Origin of the sequence: Janthinobacterium sp. 344 (assembly GCF_900112025.1) — a bacterium.
In the GTDB taxonomy this organism is placed as follows: Bacteria; Pseudomonadota; Gammaproteobacteria; order Burkholderiales; family Burkholderiaceae_D; genus Janthinobacterium.
Genome location: NZ_FOKL01000013.1, coordinates 106,254 through 122,908 on the forward strand (window position 1 = coordinate 106,254; position 16,655 = coordinate 122,908).

The window sequence follows — 16,655 nt, forward strand, 5'->3', positions numbered from 1 at the left end:
ACCGCTACAGGCTGCGCCGGCTTTCAAAGTGGCGCGGCTCGCCCGTCAACGGGTCCGTGAAATCGATGGCGCGCGCCAGCAGCTGCAAGGGCTGCGACATGTCGTCTTCCTTGCACGGCAGCGCCACGGGATAAAACGCGTCGTTGACGATGGGGATGCCCAGCGCCGCCAGGTGCACGCGCAGCTGGTGCTTGCGGCCCGTGTGCGGATGCAGGCGGTACAGATTCAGCGCACCGCGCCGCTCGATCACGTCGATGACGGTTTCCGAGTTCGGCTCGCCGTCCTCCTCGCGCATGAGGAAGAACTGGCCGCCCTCGACCATGCGGCTGCGGTAGGTGAACGGGAATTCGCGCGCCGCCAATGCCGGCGCCAGCGCCTCATACGTCTTGCGCACTTCGCGGCGCTGGAACAGCGACTGGTAGGCGCCACGACTGGCTATCTGGCGCGAAAAAATCACTACGCCGGCCGTCTCGCGGTCGAGGCGGTGGATCGGCGTCAGCTCGGCGCAGTCCAGGCTTTTCTTCAGGCGCGTCAGCAAGGTCTCCTGCACGAAGCGCCCGCCCGGCGTCATCGGCAGAAAATGCGGCTTGTCGACCACCACCAGGTGCTCGTCCTGGTACAGGATGGCTTCCTGGAAGGGGATCGGCGTTTCGCGTTCCAGCTCACGATAGTAAAAAATGCGCATGCCGCGCCGGTAGGCGCTGTCCGGCCCCAGCACGGCGCCGTCGCCATCGACCACTTCCCCGCGCGCCATGCGGTCCAGCCACTGCGCGGCGCCGATCTGCGGATAGCGCTCGACGAGGAAGGCGAGCATGCCTGGCCACTGCCCTTCGGGCAGCCACAGGTAGCTGGGCGCCACGCCGTCGCGCATGGGCAACGGGGCGGCGGCGTGGCGCTTGGCCATCCTAGCGCGCCGCGATGGCGTTGCTGCGGTATGGCGGCAAGGCGTCCACGCTGACGCCCTTGCTGCGCGCGTACAGCGGCAGCACTTGCGCCATGTGGCTGTTCATCTGCGAGATGCGATCCTTGCCCGACGGGTGCGTCGAGAGGAATTCCGGCGGCGCGCCCTTGCTCACGGCGGCCATCTTCTGCCACAGCACCACGCCGGCGCGCGGGTCGAAACCGGCGCGCGCGGCCAGGTCCATGCCGATCAAGTCCGCTTCGCGCTCGTCGTCGCGCGAGAACTTCAGCATCACGCCCTGCGCCGCCATGTTGGTGGCGGTGCTGGTGATGTTCGGATCGACGCCGAGCCAGGCCGACAGTCCGGCGCCCACCAGCTTCGAGCCGACGGCCGCCAGGTTGCCCTTGCCGGCCTGCGCCTGCGAGTGTTCGCGCAGCGCGTGCGAAATTTCATGGCCCATGACGACGGCCACTTCATCGTCGGTCAGGTTCAGCTTGGTGATGATGCCGCTGTAAAAAGCGATCTGCCCGCCCGGCATGCAAAAGGCGTTGACCTGGTCGGAATTGAGCAGGTTGATCTGCCAGTTCCAGCTGGCCGCCGCCTCGTTCCAGCGCGTGGCGAACGGGATGATGCGCTGGGCGATGGCGCGCAGGCGTCTCACTTGCGGGTCGCTGTCGGGCACCAGGGCATTTTTTTCCTTCGCCTCGTTGACCAGCTGCGCATATTGCTGCTTCGATTGTTCATTGAAATCGGCGCCGCCGGCAAAGATGCGCGAGGTCGACAAGGGACGTACCTTGATGCCATCCTGCACCGTCGCCTGCTGGGCGACGGCCGATAGCGGCGCCAGCGCGGTGGCCGCGCACAGGCTGGCCAGCGCGGCGTAATGTTTAAGGGATATTGGTGCCATTGGCAGACCTCCATGGAGCGATTTTAGGCAGCATCATCATGGCCGGGAAGGCCAGGAAGAAGCACACGATGAAAAAAGAAAACCAGCCCAGCTCGGCGACGAGGAAGCCCACCGAGGCATTGATCAGGGTGCGCGGCACGGCGCTCAGGCTGGAAAACAGGGCATATTGCGTGGCTGTATAGCGCGGGTCCGTAGTGCGCGACAGGAACGCGACAAAGGCGGCCGCGCCCAGGCCCAGGCTGGCGAATGCTTCAAAGCCGATCACGGCGCTGAGCAGCATGGTATTCGGCCCCACCTGCGCCAGCCAGGCGAAACCCAGAATCGCGATCGCCTGCAGCGCGCCGAAGACCCACAGACCCCGGTTGATGCCCAGCTTGAGCATCCACACGCCGCCCACCACGCCGCCGGCCAGGCTGGCCCAGAATCCCGTGGTATTGGCGGCCAGGCCGATCTGCGTCATGGAAAAACCCAGGTCGAGATAAAACTTCGTCGCCAGCGCCGTGGCCATGCTGTCGCCGATTTTGTAGAGTAGTACGAAGGCGAGAATCCACATTGCGCTACGCCAACCATCGCGCGCGATGAATTCCTGGAAGGGCAAAATGATCGCTTCGCGCATGGTCTTCGGCGGCGAGCCGTATACGGTGGGTTCCTTGATCAGCAAGGTGCAGACCAAGCCCGGCAGCATGAAGGCGGCCGTGATCCAGAAGACGGGCTGCCACGGCATGCGGTCGGCCAGGATCAGCGACAGCGCGCCCGGCACCATGCCCGCCACTTTATAGGCGTTGACGATGACGGCGGCGCCCAGGCCCTGCTCGTTATCGCTGAGGATTTCGCGCCGGTAGGCGTCGATGACGATGTCCTGGCTGGCCGACAGAAAGGCCACGCCGCCGGCAGCGGCCGCGATCAGGCCGATCTGCGTGAGCGGATCGAGCATGCCCATGGCGCCGATGGAAAAGAACAGCGCCACTTGCGTGAGCGCCATCCAGCCGCGCCGGCGTCCCAGTCCCAGGATGCGGTAGCGGTCCATCAGGGGCGCCCACAGGAATTTCCAGATGTAGGGAAACTGCACCAGGGCGAACAGCCCCAGCGCCTTGACATTCAGGCCCGACTTGGCCAGCCATGCTTGCAGCAGGTACAGCAGGATGAACAGGGGCAGGCCGGAACTGAAGCCCAGCACCAGCACGGCCAGCATGCGGCCGTTGGCGTAGCTACGCCAGCCTGGCGCCGGGATTGTGGTCATCAATGCACCGCTTTTTTACGCAGGCGGAAGACGGCCAGGTCGCCGCGCAGGTTGGGCAGCACGGAGACCATCCGGCCTTCGGCCAGGGCCACGCATTCGATCACTTCCAGGCCGCATTCCTCGGCCAGTTCGCGGAAATCATTGATCGTCGCGCAGCGCACGTTGGGCGTGTCGTACCACTGGTAAGGCAGCGATTTCGACACGGGCATGCGCCCTTTCAGCAGCGACACGCGGTGCGGCCAGTAGGCGAAGTTGGGGAACGAGACGATGGCCTCGGCACCCACGCGCACGATATCGCGCAGCAGCGGCTCGACCTGCTTCATCATCTGCAGCGAGGACAGGCACAGCACCGTGTCGAAGCTGTTGTCGCCGAAGATCGCCAGTCCCTTTTCCATGTCCTGCTGGATCACGTTGACGCCGCGCCGGGTGCTCGCCAGCACCTTGTCGTCGGCGATCTCGATGCCATAACCGCTGCACTCCTTGTCACTTTGCAGATACTCGAGCATCACGCCGTCGCCGCAGCCCACGTCCAGCACATGCGCGTTGTCCGGCACCCAGTGGGCGATGAAGGCCAGGTCGGGGCGCAGCGCGCTCAATTCGTCAAACGTCATGCGATCTCCTTCGCGCCCTGGCGGACGGCGGTGTTCTGTACTGTGGCGGGCGCGCCCGCGGCGATGTCATTCCATACCTGGCCGTAGTAGGCGCGCACCATGTTCATGTAGCGCGGATCCTCCAGCAAAAAGGCGTCGTGGCCGTGCGGCGCGTCGATCTCGGCATACGTGACCTGGCGGCGGTTGCACACCAGCGCTTCGACGATTTCTCGGCTGCGCTCGGGCGAAAAGCGCCAGTCGGTGGAGAACGAGGCAAGGAAGAACTTGGCCTTCGTGCCCGACAGGGCCTTGGCCAGGTCGCCGCCATGCGCGCGCGCCGGGTCGAAATAGTCGAGCGCCTTGGTGATCAGCAGGTAGGTGTTGGCGTCGAAGTATTCGGAGAACTTGTCGCCCTGGTAGCGCAGATACGATTCGATCTCGAAATCGATGCCGAAGCCGAATTTGTAGTCGCCCGTCTGCGCCGCGTCGCGCAGCTTGCGGCCGAATTTCTCGGCCATGTCGTCGTTCGACAGATACGTGATGTGGCCCACCATGCGCGCCACGCGCAAGCCGTTCTTCGGCACCACGCCGTGCGCATAGAAGTCGCCGCCGCGGTAATCGGGATCGGACAGGATGGCCTGGCGCGCCACGTCGTTGAAGGCGATATTTTGCGCCGACAGCTTGGCCGTGGAGGCGATCACCACGCAGTGGCGCAGCCGCTCGGGAAACATGATGCTCCAGGCCAGCGCCTGCATGCCGCCCAGCGATCCGCCCATCACGGCGGCGAACTGGGTGATGCCCAGCTCGTTGGCCAGGCGCGCCTGCGCGCTGACCCAGTCTTCCACCGTGACGACGGGGAAGCTGGCGCCATACGGCTTGCCGGTGGCGGGATTGGTATGCATCGGGCCCGTCGAGCCGAAGCAGGAACCGAGGTTGTTGACGCCGATGACAAAGAATTTATTGGTGTCGAGCGGCTTGCCGGGACCGACCATATTGTCCCACCAGCCCGTGCTCTTCGGTTCGTCCGCGTAGACGCCGGCCACGTGGTGCGAGGCGTTCAGGGCGTGGCAGACCAGCACCGCGTTCGATTTGTCGGCGTTCAGGGTGCCGTAGGTTTCATACATCAACATATAGTCCTGCAGCGAGGCGCCGCTTTGCAGCTGCAGGGGTTCCGCAAAATACATGGTTTGCGGCGAAACGATTCCAATGGATGACATGTGTGTCGGTTTATAAAAGGGGGGCGGCCCCACGGGCCATGGTCGATGCAGCACCGCGATGATAGGTGCTGCAACTTTAACACCAGGACACATCATGCCGCGCGCGATGTGTCCTGGTGCCTACGGTGACAGTTTACATGAGCTGAAGTTGATGGACAGCTTCCGCGATCACATTTGGTTCCATCGAGCGCATAATTTTGCGCATTTGTGGTGCGATCAGCCCCAGGTCGCTGTTGAGGATCTCTTGCTTGACCGCCAACAGCTGCGCCGGGTGCATGGAAAACTCGCGCAGTCCCATGCCCAGCAGCAAGCGCGTGAGCTTCACGTCGCCCGCCATCTCGCCGCAGACGGCCACGTCGATGCCCGCCTTGTGGCCGGCGGCGATCGTCATGGAGATCAGCTGCAGCACGGCCGGATGCAGCGGATTGTACAAATGCGCCACTTCGTAATCGACCCGGTCGATGGCCAAGGTGTACTGGATCAGGTCATTCGTGCCGATCGACAGGAAGTCCATGCGCTTGACGAACATGGGCAGGGCCAGCGCGGCGGCGGGAATCTCGATCATGGCGCCCACTTCGACTTCGTCGTCGAACTTGACGCCTTCCTCGCGCAGGCTGGCCTTCGCCTGCGCGATCATGGCCAGCGACTGGTCGATCTCGAACGCATGCGCCAGCATGGGAATCAGGATGCGCACCTTGCCAAAGGCGGAGGCGCGCAGGATGGCGCGCAGCTGGGTCAGGAACAGTTGCGGCTCGGCCAGGCAATAGCGGATGGCGCGCAAGCCCAGGGCGGGATTCAAGGCCGTATGGTCCGACTGGTCGAGCGGCTTGTCGGCGCCGATGTCGAGCGTGCGGATCGTCACGACACGGCCCTTCATCGACTGCACCGTGTTGCGGTAGGCCTCGAACTGCTCGTCCTCGGTGGGGATCTTGTGGGCGCGGCCCATGAACAGGAATTCGGAGCGGAACAGGCCCACGCCGCTGGCGCCCGACTCCAGCGCAAACGCGCAATCCTCGGGCAATTCGATATTCGCCAGCAGGGTGATGGGCGTGCCGCACTTGGTGACGGCCGGCGTCTTTTTCAGCTTGCCCAGTTTTTTGCGCGCGCGCTGCATGGCCGTCTGGCGCTCGCGGTACTGCTCCAGCACCAGGGCGCTGGGGTTGGCGATGACCACGCCGGCGTCGCCATCGATGATCAGCCAGTCATCCTGGTCGATCAGCATCGACGCCTGCGACATGCCGACGGCGGCCGGAATGTCCAGGCTGCGCGCGACGATGGCCGTGTGCGAGTTCTGCCCGCCCACGTCGGTAATGAAACCGATGAAGGAGCGGTCGCGGAACTGCAGCATGTCGGCCGGCGAAATGTCGTGCGCGACGACGATCATCTGCGCCATCAATTCATCTTCGGCGGCCGCCTTGGGCAGCAGCTGTTGCGTGCCCAGCAAGACTTTCAGCACGCGTTCGGCCACCTGCTGGATGTCGGCCTTGCGCTCGCGCAAATACGGGTCTTCGATTTCGTCGAACTGCGCCGACAATTCATCGATCTGCGTCAGCAGCGCCCATTCGGCGTTGTAATGGCGCTTGCGGATGATGTCGAGCGGGGCCTCGGAAATCATCGGGTCGGAGAGGATCAGCGCATGCACGTCGATGAAGGCGCCCAGCTCCGTGGGCGCATCCTTGGGCAGCTCGTTCCACAGGGTTTGCAGTTCCTTGTGGACGGTGGCGATGGCGCTTTGCAGGCGCTGGACTTCCGCCTCGATCTGCTCCTGGGCAACCAGGTAATGTTTGACGTCAAGGGCGGCCGGCGCCAGCAGATGCGCGCGGCCGATGGCGATGCCGCGGGAAACCGGGATGCCGTGGAGCGTGAAGGATGCCATGGGTTGACCTGTCGGAATGCGGCTGCGGCTGCGTTCGGCGGACATTACTCGCCTTCGCCAAACCTGTCATTAATCAGGGCGGTGAGCGCATCGACACATGCCTGCTCATCATCGCCGTCAGCTTCCAGGGTCACTTTCGCGCCCTTGCCGGCGGCCAGCATCATCACGCCCATGATGGACTTGGCGTTGATGCGGCGCGCGTTGCGGGTCAGCCAGACGTCGCTCTTGAACTTGGCGGCCAACTGGGTAAATTTAGCGGAAGCGCGTGCGTGCAGTCCCAGCTTGTTGATGATTTCGAGTTCTTTTTGAATCATTTTTATATAGTCTTTATCCCTGAATGCACTGCGCTGATGACAATCTTGGCCTATACCACCCGCCGCCTCCAGGGCGGCGGCCTTGCACTTCCTACTCGCCCACGCGAATACGGTTATCCACGCGCACGGCGCCGCTTTGCGCGCCGGCCAGGGCCATCTCCACCACCACGTCGAGCGAGTCGCGGCGGTAGGTGATGGCGCGCAGCAGCATCGGCAGGCTGATGCCGGCGATGACTTCCACGCGTCCCGCATCGGCCAGCTTGTTGCAGCAGTTCGATGGCGTACCGCCCTTCACGTCCGTAATGACCAGCACGCCGGAACCATCGTCGAGGCGGCAGATGGCTTCCGAGGCCAGCTTTTGCACTTCGGCCAGGTCCTGGTCGGCGACGACGTCGATGGCTTCAAAGCGTTCCGTTGGCCCGCGAAACACATGCGCGCAGGCGGCGATGAATGCCTGCCCCAGCGGTGCGTGTGTCATGAGCAAAATCCCTACCATATGCATTTACCTTGTTATTGTTACCTGGCGCCGCTTAGCGCTGCTGCGTCTGCGCAACGCCATGTTCGACGGCGTCGATAAACATGGCGGCCACGTCGAACCCGGTCTGCTGCATGATTTCCTGGAAGCAGGTCGGGCTGGTGACATTGACTTCCGTCAGATAGTCGCCGATCACGTCCAATCCTACCAGCATCAGGCCGCGCGCGGCCAGGATCGGGCCCAGCTTTTCAGCGATTTCCAGGTCGCGCGCCGTCAAGGGCTGCGCCACGCCCGTGCCGCCGGCGGCCAGGTTGCCGCGCACTTCGCCCGCTTGCGGGATGCGCGCCAGCGAAAACGGCACCGGCTTGCCGCCGATGACGAGGATGCGCTTGTCGCCCTTGACGATGTCGGCGATGAAACGCTGCGCCATGATGGTCTGCGCGCCATTCTCGCTCAAGGTCTCGATGATGGCGCCCAGGTTCAGGCCGTCTGCCTTGACGCGGAAGATGCCCGTGCCGCCCATGCCGTCGAGCGGCTTGAAGATGACGTCCTGGTGCTTGGCGTGGAAGGCGCGCAGGCGCGCTTCGTCCGACGTCACCAGGGTCGGCGACGTGAATTCGGAAAACTGCGCGATGGCCAGCTTTTCATTGTTGTCGCGGATGGCGGACGGCTTGTTGAACACGCAGGCGCCCTGTTTTTCCGCCAGTTCCAGCAGATAGGTGCCGTACACGTATTCCATGTCGAACGGCGGGTCCTTGCGCTCGATGATGGCATCCAGCACCGACAGGCGCACTTCCTCGGTGGAGACGACCTTGTACCAGTCGTGCGCGTCGCCCGTCAGCGCGATGTGCTTGACCCGTGCCGTGACGATGCCCTCTTCCAGCGCCATGTCCTTCTGCTCGAAGGCGTACACGGCGTGGCCGCGCCTGGCCGCTTCGCGCATCATGGCGAAGGTGGAATCTTTGTAAGTCTTGAAGCCTGCCAGCGGGTCGGCAAGGAATGCAATTTTCATGAGTCGGTCCAATCGGGGTGCCTGGGTAATGCCTGATTCTAGCCGAGATCGCCAAGCGGGGTTTCCACCCCGCCCGGCAAACCCCATTGATGGCTCAATACACCTCGGGATTCGGGTCCGTGCGCTCCATTTCCAGCGACGCGGCCAGCAGGGCCAGGCGCGCCACCACGCCATACACGTAGAAGCGGTTCGGCGCGGCCGTGCCCGGCTTGGCCTTCAAGTCCGGCACGGCATGCTGCTGGGCAAATGCCAGCGGCACGTACTGCGAACCGGGCGCGTTCAGGTTCTGGTCCACGCCACGCTCCGCGTGCACGCGGTAGAAGCCGCCCACCACATAGCGGTCGATCATGTAGACGACAGGCTCGGCCACGGCATCCTTGATGCTTTCAAAGGTCGGCACGCCTTCCTGGATGATCACGTCCGTGACGACTTTGCCATCCTTGACGATGGACATCTTGTCGCGCTGCTTGCGCGACAAGTCGCGCACTTCGCTGGCGTCGCGCACCGTCATGATGCCCGTGCCATACGTGCCCGCATCGGGCTTGACGATGACAAACGGCTTTTCCTTGATGCCGTATTCCTTGTATTTCTTGCGGATCTTCGCCAGCAGCACGTCGACGCTGGCGGCCAGCGCGTCTTCGCCCTCGCCTTCCTGGAAGTTGACGTCGCTGCACTTGGCGTGGAAGGGGTTGAGCATCCACGGATCGACATCGATCATCTTGCCGAATTTTTTCACCACTTCATCGTAGGCCGTGTAGTGGTTGCTCTTGCGGCGCAAGGCCCAGCCCGCATGCAAGGGCGGCAGCAGGCTTTGCTCATGGATATTTTGCAAGATGTCGGGAATACCGTCCGACAAGTCGTTATTCAGCAGGATCGTGCACGGATCGAAATCCTTCAAGCCCAGGCGGCGGCCATTGTTCAGGCGCACGAGGGGTTCGATGACGAGCATGTTGCCATCTGGCAGCGCCAACGGTGTCGGCTGGGTAATCTCGGGCGACCAGGAGCCGAAGCGCACGTGCAGCCCCGTCTGGCGGAAGATCTGCATCAGGCGCGCCACGTTCTGCAGGTATTGCGGCGTGGTGTTGTGCAATTCCGGCACGATCAGCAGGTTGCGGGCGTCCGGACAATACTTGTCGATGGCGGCCATGGCCGCCTGCACGGACAGGGGCAGCATTTCCGTGGCCAGGTTGTGGAAGCCGCCCGGGAACAGGTTGGTATCGACAGGGGCCAGCTTGTAGCCGGCATTGCGCAAGTCTACCGAGCAATAGAAAGGCGGCGTGTGCTCTTGCCACTCCATGCGAAACCAGCGCTCAATGGCCGGCGTCGCGGCCAGAATCTTTTTTTCGAGGTCGAGCAGCGGTCCGGTCAGGGCCGTGACGAGATGGGGAACCATAGTTACATCCTTAAATTATGTGCAGTATTCAAAAAAGCACACAGAACTGCTGACTATATTACCGTGTAAGTACCCCAAATCGGGGCAAAAGCCTTGTTTTAAAGACCTTTTCCATTCCCATAACGAAAAAAAGGCACCTCAATGAGGCGCCTTTTCAAGCAAAACAACGCCGGCACGGTGCGCCGGGGCGCCACCGGGCCGGAAAATTAACACTTAGCCATGATACGCTTGCTCGCCGTGGCTGGTGATGTCGAGGCCTTCGCGCTCCTCTTCTTCCGGCACGCGCAGGCCGATGACCATGTCCACCAGTTTATAGGCAATCAGCGACACCACGGCGGACCAGACGATGGTGGTGCCGACAGCTTCCGCCTGCACCAGGACCTGGTGGCCGATCGAGTACGGGTCAGCCGACATCTTGTTGGTGACGTAGTCGAAGATGCCCTGGCCGCCCAGTTGTGGCGCAGCAAACACGCCCGTCAGCAAGGCACCGAGAATGCCGCCCACGCCGTGCACGCCGAACACGTCGAGCGAATCATCCACGCCCAGCAGGCGTTTCAGGCCATTCACGCCCCACAGGCAGACGACACCGGCCAGCAAGCCGATGACCAGGCCGCCCATCGGACCGACAAAACCGGCGGCCGGGGTGATCGCCACCAGGCCGGCAACGGCTCCGGAGGCACCACCGAGCATGGAAGGCTTGCCCTTGGTGATCCATTCGCCAAAGACCCACGACAGGGTCGCGGCGGCGGTCGCCAGAAGGGTGTTCACGAAAGCCAGCCCAGCCACGTCGCCCGCTTCCAGCGAGGAGCCGGCATTGAAACCGAACCAGCCCACCCACAGCAAGGACGCGCCGATCATGGTCATCGTCAGCGAGTGCGGCGCCATCGATTCGCGGCCGTAGCCGACGCGCTTGCCGATCATGATGGCACCCACCAGGCCGGCGATCGCGGCGTTGATGTGCACCACGGTGCCGCCAGCGAAGTCCAGCGCGCCTTTCTGGAACAGCCAGCCCGCTTTCAGTCCTTCGCTGGCCGAGGTGGCAGCACTGGTAATGGCGTCAGGACCGGTCCAGAACCACACCATGTGGGCCACTGGCAGGTAGCCAAACGTGAACCACAGCACGACGAAGGCCAGCACGGCGGCAAACTTGACGCGTTCGGCGAAGGCGCCGACGATCAGTGCGCACGTGATGGCGGCAAACGTGCCCTGGAAGGCGACATAGACGAACTCGGGAATGACCACGCCCTTGCTGAAGGTCGCGGCGGTGGAGAAGGTGCCTTTGACCGGATCCCAGATGCCGTTCAGGAACAGACGGTCAAAGCCACCGAAGAAAGCGGTTTTTTCCGTAAAGGCGATCGAATAGCCATAGATACACCACAGCACGATCACCAGCGCAAACACCATGAACACTTGCATCAGCACCGACAGCATGTTCTTCGAGCGCACCAGGCCGCCGTAAAACAGGGCCAGGCCAGGAATCGTCATCAGGATCACCAGCAAGGTGGAGATCATCATGAAACTGGTGTCGCCCTTGTTGGCGACGGGTGCGGCCGCTGGCGCCGGTGTTGCAGCAGCCGGGGCCGCCACGGCAGGCGCGGCGGCGTCAGGCGCCGGCGTCACGGCGGGCGTGGCGACGGCCGTGGTGACGGCTTCCGGCTTGGCCGGGGCATCGGCAAAACTGGGGGCGGCGACGCCAAACGCACACAGACAGGCAAACCCAGCTAGCAATTTTGTTATATTTTTACGCATCAATATTCCCCTTAGAGCGCTTCGTTGCCGGTTTCACCGGTACGGATGCGGATGACTTGTTCCAGGTTGTACACAAAGATCTTGCCATCGCCGATTTTACCGGTGCGCGCGGCGCCTTCGATCGCTTCGATCGCCTGGTCGACGATGGCGTCATCGACGGCCGCTTCAATTTTTGTTTTTGGCAGGAAATCGACGACATACTCGGCGCCACGGTACAGTTCCGTGTGACCTTTCTGGCGGCCGAAACCTTTGACTTCGGTGACGGTAATCCCTTGCACATTGATAGCCGACAAGGCTTCGCGCACTTCGTCCAGTTTGAACGGTTTAATGATTGCAGTAATCATTTTCATGGCAGTCTCGCTTAAAAGGTTTTGGAAACAGTCAGTACGAGGCCGCTTTTCGCCAGATTCTTGCCATTTGGCGCCAGCGACGTGATATTGGCTTTGACGAAGGCCAGCGCGACGGTCGCCACGCCGAAATCCTTGGTGACGCCCAGCTTGTAATCGGTATAGCTGAGGGAATCGTTATGTTCGACTTTCTGGCGGCCTACATGCAAATTCAGCAGATAGCCTTCGTACATATCGATATTCGCGCCCACATCGAGATAGCCGCTGTTTTTACTGTCGGGAACGCCGAACAGATTCGTCGTCGAATGCGAATACTTAATGTAGGCGGGGCCATAGCCCAGCTGGCCGTACAGTTCGAAGGTATTCGCATTCGTGCTCAGGCCATTCGACGGGTAGAAGTAATACAGGCCGCCCACGTCATACGTGAAGTCCTTGCTGATCTCGCCCCGCTTGCCGGCATAAATGTCCCATTCGAGGTTGGTATCGCCGCCGCCGTCCTTGATCCATTTGATGCTCGACAGCCAGGTGCCCACATACAGGCCCGTCGGATTATGGGTATAGTCGGCACCGCCGCTGATGGCCGGGTCAAGCCGGCTTTGCGACACGCCGCGGTAACGGTAGTCGCTGGTCAGCGCCACGTTATAGCTCACCACATTATCGGGGACCGCTTCGGCGGCGGCAGGCGCCGCAGCCGCATCCTGGGCCATGGCGCTGCCGCTCAAGGCGGCCAAGGCCAATGTCAACGCGGCAGCTAAAGTCATGTTCTTGGACAGATTCTTCATGGCGATTCCCTTTTATTGAACTTTTAAAGCGGTTGAGGTTTAAAATCTTGTCTGGAGATCACAAAGCGTTCATGACTTCTTTAGCAGAATACGTGCCAGCTCCATTGCCAGCTTGACAGCTGCCTTTCCGTCCATACATACCCTGCACGCCCCTGGACATGCGGCAAGGAACTGCTGGAAAGTTGTGACTGCCCAGATTCGCACCAGATTAACGCCGCTGTGCACCGCAATGGTGCGATGCACAGGCTGCACCATAAAAGGACTTACCATGGACATGAATACCTTCTTTAACGACTTGCAAGGCAAGATCCACCAAGCCATCGAAAACTCGCCCGCCAAGGACATCGAGAAGAACGTCAAATCGATGATGACCCAGGGCTTTGCCCGCCTGGACCTGGTCACGCGCGAAGAGTTCGATATCCAGGCCCAAGTGCTGGCCAAGACGCGCGCCAAAGTGGATGCACTGGAATTGCGCCTGATCGAGCTGGAAGCGCGCCTGAACGAACCGAAAGCATAGGACACGACGCCCCAGGCGCCGTTATCGGCGGTCTTGCTGGCCTGGCGCAAGCCCCAGGCTGGCCTGACGGCTAGACTGAACCTGCCCGCGCCCGCGGTGCAGGGGAAACTCATGAGCCTGGCAGTCTTGAAAAGCCGCGCCCTGGCTGGCATGGAGGCGCCCGAGGTCAGTGTCGAAGTTCACCTTGCCAACGGTTTACCTTCTTTTACCATCGTTGGCCTGCCGGATACGGAAGTGAAGGAATCGCGCGACCGTGTGCGCGCCGCCCTGCAAAACTGCGGTTTCGAGATGCCGGCGCGGCGCATCACCGTCAACCTGGCGCCGGCGGATCTGCCCAAGGAATCGGGACGTTTCGACCTGCCGATCGCGCTGGGCATCCTGGCCGCCTCCGGCCAGTTATCAGGTGAGCAATTACATCGGTATGAATTTGCGGGCGAGCTGTCGCTGTCGGGGCAGTTGCGCCCCATCCGCGGCGCGCTGGCCATGACGTTTGCCATGCAACGCAGCAAGACAGGAACGCCGCGCGCCTTCATCCTGCCCCACGCGAACGCCGACGAGGCGGCGCTGGTCAGCGATGCCAGCATCTTTCCGGCGCACACCTTGCTCGAAGTGTGCGCGCATTTTGCCGCACATGACAGCCAGACTGCCCTGCAGCGTCACCAGGCAAGCTTTCCATCGCCCATCTTTCCATATCCTGACTTTGCCGAGGTACAGGGGCAACAGCAAGCGCGACGCGCGCTGGAAGTGGCGGCGGCGGGCGGCCATAACGTGCTGATGGTGGGCCCGCCTGGGGCTGGCAAGACCATGCTGGCCAGCCGCTTTCCCGGCGTGCTGCCACCGATGAGCGAGGACGAAGCACTGGAATCGGCGGCCGTGCATTCGCTGTGCGGCCATTTCAAGGTGGAACACTGGAAGCGGCGCCCCTACCGCGCGCCACACCAGACGGCTTCCGGCGTGGCGCTGGTGGGCGGCGGCAATATGCCGCGCCCAGGCGAAATCTCGCTGGCCCACTGCGGCGTGCTCTTTCTCGATGAAATCGCCGAATTTGACCGTCGGGTACTCGACGTCTTGCGCCAGCCGATGGAATCGGGCCTCATCACCATTTCGCGGGCGGCCCGCCAGGCCGAGTTTCCCGCCCGTTTCCAGCTGATCGCCGCCATGAATCCCTGCCCTTGCGGCTACCTGGGCCACATCTCGGGCCGCTGCCGCTGCACGCCGGACGCCGTGCGGCGCTATCACGGCCGCCTTTCCGGCCCCTTGCTCGACCGCATCGACCTGCAGATCGAGGTGGCCGCCATGCCGCCTGCGGCACTGGGCCCGCAAGCGGTCGCGGGCGAAGCCACGCAGCACATCGCCGCGCGGGTCGCGGCCGCCTTTGCCGTGCAACTGGTGCGCCAGGGCAAGGCCAATCAACGCCTGAACAATGCGGAGCTCGAGCAGCATTGCCGGCTGGAGCAGCATGGCGAGCGGCTCTTGCACGGCGCCATGCTGCGCCTGCACTGGTCCGCGCGCACCTATCACCGGGTGCTGCGCGTGGCCCGCAGCATTGCCGATCTGGCAGGCAGTGCCGCCATCACGCCTCCCCACCTTGCCGAAGCGATTCAATACCGGCGCGTGCTGCAAGAAATATAGTCACGCGTGCGCGATTGCGCGGGGAAGGCGGCGCTGCTACCATCTACTGATGAAAAAAACATCATTTGCCGCCTTGTTGAGCACGCTGGCAGCGGCCAGCGTACTGTCCGCCTGCAGCCCGAAATTCGATTGGCGCGACTATCGCAGCCCCGACGCCCAGTTCACGGCCCTGTTTCCAGGCAAGCCGTCCGTGCTGACGCGCGAGATCGACCTCGATGGCAAGAAAGTGAAGCTGACCATGACGGCCAGCGAAGTGGACGGCAGTACCTTCGCCATCGGCAGCGCCACCCTCGACAGCGCGGAACAGGCACAAGCTGCCCTGCCCGCCATGAAAACCGCATTAGTGAACAATATCAATGGCAAGGTGCGCAGTGAAAAAGCCGCCTCCGCCGCCAGCAGCAGTGCGGCCGGCACGCGCCAGCGCAGCACCCTCAGCATCGAGGCGACGGGCACGCAGCAAGGCAAGCCCGTCCTGCTGGTCGGGCGTTTCGTGGCACACGATAAACACATCGCCCAGATCATCATCCTCGGCGAGGAAAGCAAGCTGTCGCGGGAGACCATCGATACTTTCATGGAGTCCGTGAAACTGGATTGAGACTTAACGATCACTTAAATGGCGCTCTTCCAGAACTGCCGGCTCTTGTAAATGGGGGCGCTGTCCAACAGATATGACCGTCCAGCCTGCACGCATGCACGTTGGCAATCGGACGGCCTGTGTAAATTGTCAAGTCGTGATATTGTTTCGACACTAACAACAAGTTTCAGAAAGTACATATGTTGATCTCATTCAAATCCAAATCCTCCCCTGAAGTGCTGATGTACCAGGAACATGCGCAGCGCATCCTCGACATCCTGCACAAGAACCCGACACGCGGCGTCATCACCGCAGCGGAAGCGGGCGAAGCCCTGGCCTTGCTGGAAAAGGAAGTAGCGGAAAGCAAACGGCATCCGGAAAACGATATCGAACACGATGCGCATACGCCGGAAACGCTGGAAGAGGGTGAGTCGGGTGAACATGCACGTGCGCAAAAGGTACATCTGTCACAACGCGCCTACCCACTGATGGAAATGCTGCGTTCGGCCAAGGCCGAAGGGGAAAGCATCACCTGGGGCGTGTAATCCGATGCAGGCAATAGACGAAAAAAAACCCCGCACCTAGCGGGGTTTTTTTATATAACAAGCCTGACGATAACCTACTTTCACACTGGTTGCAGCACTATCATCGGCGCAAAGTTGTTTCACGGTCCTGTTCGGGATGGGAAGGGGTGGGACCAACTTGCTATGGTCATCAGGCATAACTTTTTCAACAGCCTGCTCCCAACGGGGCAGCAAACCATCTGATCTGAGAAGGCGAATTATACTGTAGGTCAGCTGAGCGCGCAAGCGCATAAGCCCCCTGAACGCCAACAATGTTGTCGGATTACGCTACGCTCATCCGACCTGCCCGGCTGCTGAACATCCTGGGTCAGACCCTCCATGCCGCAAACGCAGGGGCTTGCGCGGTCGCCCTTGGGGGCCGACCCCAGCCTCTGCCGTTGGGTGGCCCCGACAAATCGCCGGACGAAAAAAAACCCGACCATTGCTGATCGGGTTTTTCTCTTACTGCGAATAACAAGCCTGACGATAACCTACTTTCACACTGGTTGCAGCACTATCATCGGCGCAAAGTTGTTTCACGGTCCTGTTCGGGATGGGAAGGGGTG

The 16,655-nt window shown here is 62.0% G+C and carries 17 protein-coding genes and 1 rRNA gene; 4 read left to right on the top strand and 14 right to left on the bottom strand.

All coding sequences use genetic code 11. From position 1 onward, the window contains the following. Positions 1-4: 4 nt before the first annotated feature. The 13 genes from BM193_RS26010 to BM193_RS26070 all read right to left on the bottom strand — a co-directional run bounded on the left by BM193_RS26010 (position 5) and on the right by BM193_RS26070 (position 12,803). On the bottom strand, positions 5-904 hold the full coding sequence (locus BM193_RS26010) for an RluA family pseudouridine synthase (RefSeq protein WP_092803618.1): 900 nt from the start codon (positions 902-904) through the stop codon (positions 5-7). 1 nt (position 905) lies between these two features. Further along, the gene (locus BM193_RS26015) at positions 906-1,808 is read right to left on the bottom strand and encodes a M48 family metallopeptidase (protein WP_092803615.1); all 903 of its coding nucleotides are present in this window, start codon (positions 1,806-1,808) and stop codon (positions 906-908) included. Next, positions 1,789-3,048: an AmpG family muropeptide MFS transporter gene (locus BM193_RS26020; RefSeq protein WP_092803612.1), complete on the bottom strand. Its 1,260-nt coding sequence runs from the start codon at positions 3,046-3,048 to the stop codon at positions 1,789-1,791. The genes BM193_RS26015 and BM193_RS26020 overlap by 20 nt, the downstream gene beginning before the upstream one ends. Continuing rightward, positions 3,048-3,659, bottom strand: a complete 612-nt coding sequence (gene metW, locus BM193_RS26025) for a methionine biosynthesis protein MetW (RefSeq protein WP_092803609.1) — start codon at positions 3,657-3,659, stop codon at positions 3,048-3,050. Before metW ends, BM193_RS26020 begins: the two co-directional genes overlap by 1 nt. Next, positions 3,656-4,855, bottom strand: coding sequence for a homoserine O-succinyltransferase MetX (locus tag BM193_RS26030; protein ID WP_092803606.1), 1,200 nt, complete (start codon positions 4,853-4,855; stop codon positions 3,656-3,658). Before BM193_RS26030 ends, metW begins: the two co-directional genes overlap by 4 nt. Positions 4,856-4,988: 133 nt before the next feature. Beyond that, complete coding sequence (gene ptsP, locus BM193_RS26035; RefSeq protein ID WP_092803865.1) at positions 4,989-6,731, bottom strand: phosphoenolpyruvate--protein phosphotransferase; 1,743 nt, start codon at positions 6,729-6,731, stop codon at positions 4,989-4,991. A 44-nt stretch (positions 6,732-6,775) separates the two neighbouring features. After that, positions 6,776-7,045, bottom strand: coding sequence for an HPr family phosphocarrier protein (locus BM193_RS26040; RefSeq protein ID WP_092803603.1), 270 nt, complete (start codon positions 7,043-7,045; stop codon positions 6,776-6,778). A 91-nt stretch (positions 7,046-7,136) separates the two neighbouring features. Continuing rightward, positions 7,137-7,541 carry a PTS sugar transporter subunit IIA gene (locus tag BM193_RS26045; protein ID WP_131376741.1) on the bottom strand — a complete coding sequence of 135 codons (405 nt, stop codon included), beginning with the start codon at positions 7,539-7,541 and terminating at the stop codon, positions 7,137-7,139. 34 nt (positions 7,542-7,575) lie between these two features. Beyond that, positions 7,576-8,532 (bottom strand): glutathione synthase, encoded by a 957-nt coding sequence (gene gshB, locus BM193_RS26050; protein ID WP_092803597.1) that lies wholly within the window; start codon positions 8,530-8,532, stop codon positions 7,576-7,578. Between the two features lie 94 nt (positions 8,533-8,626). After that, complete coding sequence (gshA, locus tag BM193_RS26055; RefSeq protein ID WP_092803594.1) at positions 8,627-9,925, bottom strand: glutamate--cysteine ligase; 1,299 nt, start codon at positions 9,923-9,925, stop codon at positions 8,627-8,629. A 213-nt stretch (positions 9,926-10,138) separates the two neighbouring features. Continuing rightward, the gene (locus BM193_RS26060; RefSeq protein WP_092803591.1) at positions 10,139-11,674 is read right to left on the bottom strand and encodes an ammonium transporter; all 1,536 of its coding nucleotides are present in this window, start codon (positions 11,672-11,674) and stop codon (positions 10,139-10,141) included. An 11-nt stretch (positions 11,675-11,685) separates the two neighbouring features. Further along, on the bottom strand, positions 11,686-12,024 hold the full coding sequence (locus BM193_RS26065) for a P-II family nitrogen regulator (RefSeq protein WP_010393464.1): 339 nt from the start codon (positions 12,022-12,024) through the stop codon (positions 11,686-11,688). Positions 12,025-12,035: 11 nt separating this feature from the next. Then, entirely contained in the window at positions 12,036-12,803 is a 768-nt protein-coding gene (locus BM193_RS26070; protein WP_092803588.1) for a TorF family putative porin, read from the bottom strand. Between the two features lie 268 nt (positions 12,804-13,071). On the opposite strand from BM193_RS26070, the gene BM193_RS26075 reads away from it, so the two are divergent. The 4 genes from BM193_RS26075 to BM193_RS26090 all read left to right on the top strand — a co-directional run bounded on the left by BM193_RS26075 (position 13,072) and on the right by BM193_RS26090 (position 16,071). Continuing rightward, the gene (locus BM193_RS26075; protein WP_092803585.1) at positions 13,072-13,320 is read left to right on the top strand and encodes an accessory factor UbiK family protein; all 249 of its coding nucleotides are present in this window, start codon (positions 13,072-13,074) and stop codon (positions 13,318-13,320) included. Positions 13,321-13,431: 111 nt separating this feature from the next. Next, on the top strand, positions 13,432-14,952 hold the full coding sequence (locus BM193_RS26080) for a YifB family Mg chelatase-like AAA ATPase (protein WP_092803862.1): 1,521 nt from the start codon (positions 13,432-13,434) through the stop codon (positions 14,950-14,952). A gap of 49 nt (positions 14,953-15,001) precedes the next feature. After that, complete coding sequence (locus BM193_RS26085) at positions 15,002-15,547, top strand: hypothetical protein (RefSeq protein ID WP_092803582.1); 546 nt, start codon at positions 15,002-15,004, stop codon at positions 15,545-15,547. 179 nt (positions 15,548-15,726) lie between these two features. After that, entirely contained in the window at positions 15,727-16,071 is a 345-nt protein-coding gene (locus tag BM193_RS26090; protein ID WP_092803579.1) for a DUF1840 domain-containing protein, read from the top strand. Positions 16,072-16,132: 61 nt separating this feature from the next. Here the strand turns inward: BM193_RS26090 and rrf are convergent. Beyond that, a 5S ribosomal RNA gene (gene rrf, locus BM193_RS26095) occupies positions 16,133-16,245 on the bottom strand. Positions 16,246-16,655: the final 410 nt, after the last annotated feature.

What these genes read in the sequence shown, in the direction of transcription:
- BM193_RS26010 (WP_092803618.1), bottom strand. Translation starts at nt 904, where the DNA reads ATGGCCAAGCGCCACGCCGCCGCCCCGTTGCCCATGCGCGACGGCGTG.
- BM193_RS26015 (WP_092803615.1), bottom strand. Translation starts at nt 1,808, where the DNA reads ATGGCACCAATATCCCTTAAACATTACGCCGCGCTGGCCAGCCTGTGC.
- BM193_RS26020 (WP_092803612.1), bottom strand. Translation starts at nt 3,048, where the DNA reads ATGACCACAATCCCGGCGCCAGGCTGGCGTAGCTACGCCAACGGCCGC.
- metW (WP_092803609.1), bottom strand. Translation starts at nt 3,659, where the DNA reads ATGACGTTTGACGAATTGAGCGCGCTGCGCCCCGACCTGGCCTTCATC.
- BM193_RS26030 (WP_092803606.1), bottom strand. Translation starts at nt 4,855, where the DNA reads ATGTCATCCATTGGAATCGTTTCGCCGCAAACCATGTATTTTGCGGAA.
- ptsP (WP_092803865.1), bottom strand. Translation starts at nt 6,731, where the DNA reads ATGGCATCCTTCACGCTCCACGGCATCCCGGTTTCCCGCGGCATCGCC.
- BM193_RS26040 (WP_092803603.1), bottom strand. Translation starts at nt 7,045, where the DNA reads ATGATTCAAAAAGAACTCGAAATCATCAACAAGCTGGGACTGCACGCA.
- BM193_RS26045 (WP_131376741.1), bottom strand. Translation starts at nt 7,541, where the DNA reads ATGGTAGGGATTTTGCTCATGACACACGCACCGCTGGGGCAGGCATTC.
- gshB (WP_092803597.1), bottom strand. Translation starts at nt 8,532, where the DNA reads ATGAAAATTGCATTCCTTGCCGACCCGCTGGCAGGCTTCAAGACTTAC.
- gshA (WP_092803594.1), bottom strand. Translation starts at nt 9,925, where the DNA reads ATGGTTCCCCATCTCGTCACGGCCCTGACCGGACCGCTGCTCGACCTC.
- BM193_RS26060 (WP_092803591.1), bottom strand. Translation starts at nt 11,674, where the DNA reads ATGCGTAAAAATATAACAAAATTGCTAGCTGGGTTTGCCTGTCTGTGT.
- BM193_RS26065 (WP_010393464.1), bottom strand. Translation starts at nt 12,024, where the DNA reads ATGAAAATGATTACTGCAATCATTAAACCGTTCAAACTGGACGAAGTG.
- BM193_RS26070 (WP_092803588.1), bottom strand. Translation starts at nt 12,803, where the DNA reads ATGAAGAATCTGTCCAAGAACATGACTTTAGCTGCCGCGTTGACATTG.
- BM193_RS26075 (WP_092803585.1), top strand. Translation starts at nt 13,072, where the DNA reads ATGGACATGAATACCTTCTTTAACGACTTGCAAGGCAAGATCCACCAA.
- BM193_RS26080 (WP_092803862.1), top strand. Translation starts at nt 13,432, where the DNA reads ATGAGCCTGGCAGTCTTGAAAAGCCGCGCCCTGGCTGGCATGGAGGCG.
- BM193_RS26085 (WP_092803582.1), top strand. Translation starts at nt 15,002, where the DNA reads ATGAAAAAAACATCATTTGCCGCCTTGTTGAGCACGCTGGCAGCGGCC.
- BM193_RS26090 (WP_092803579.1), top strand. Translation starts at nt 15,727, where the DNA reads ATGTTGATCTCATTCAAATCCAAATCCTCCCCTGAAGTGCTGATGTAC.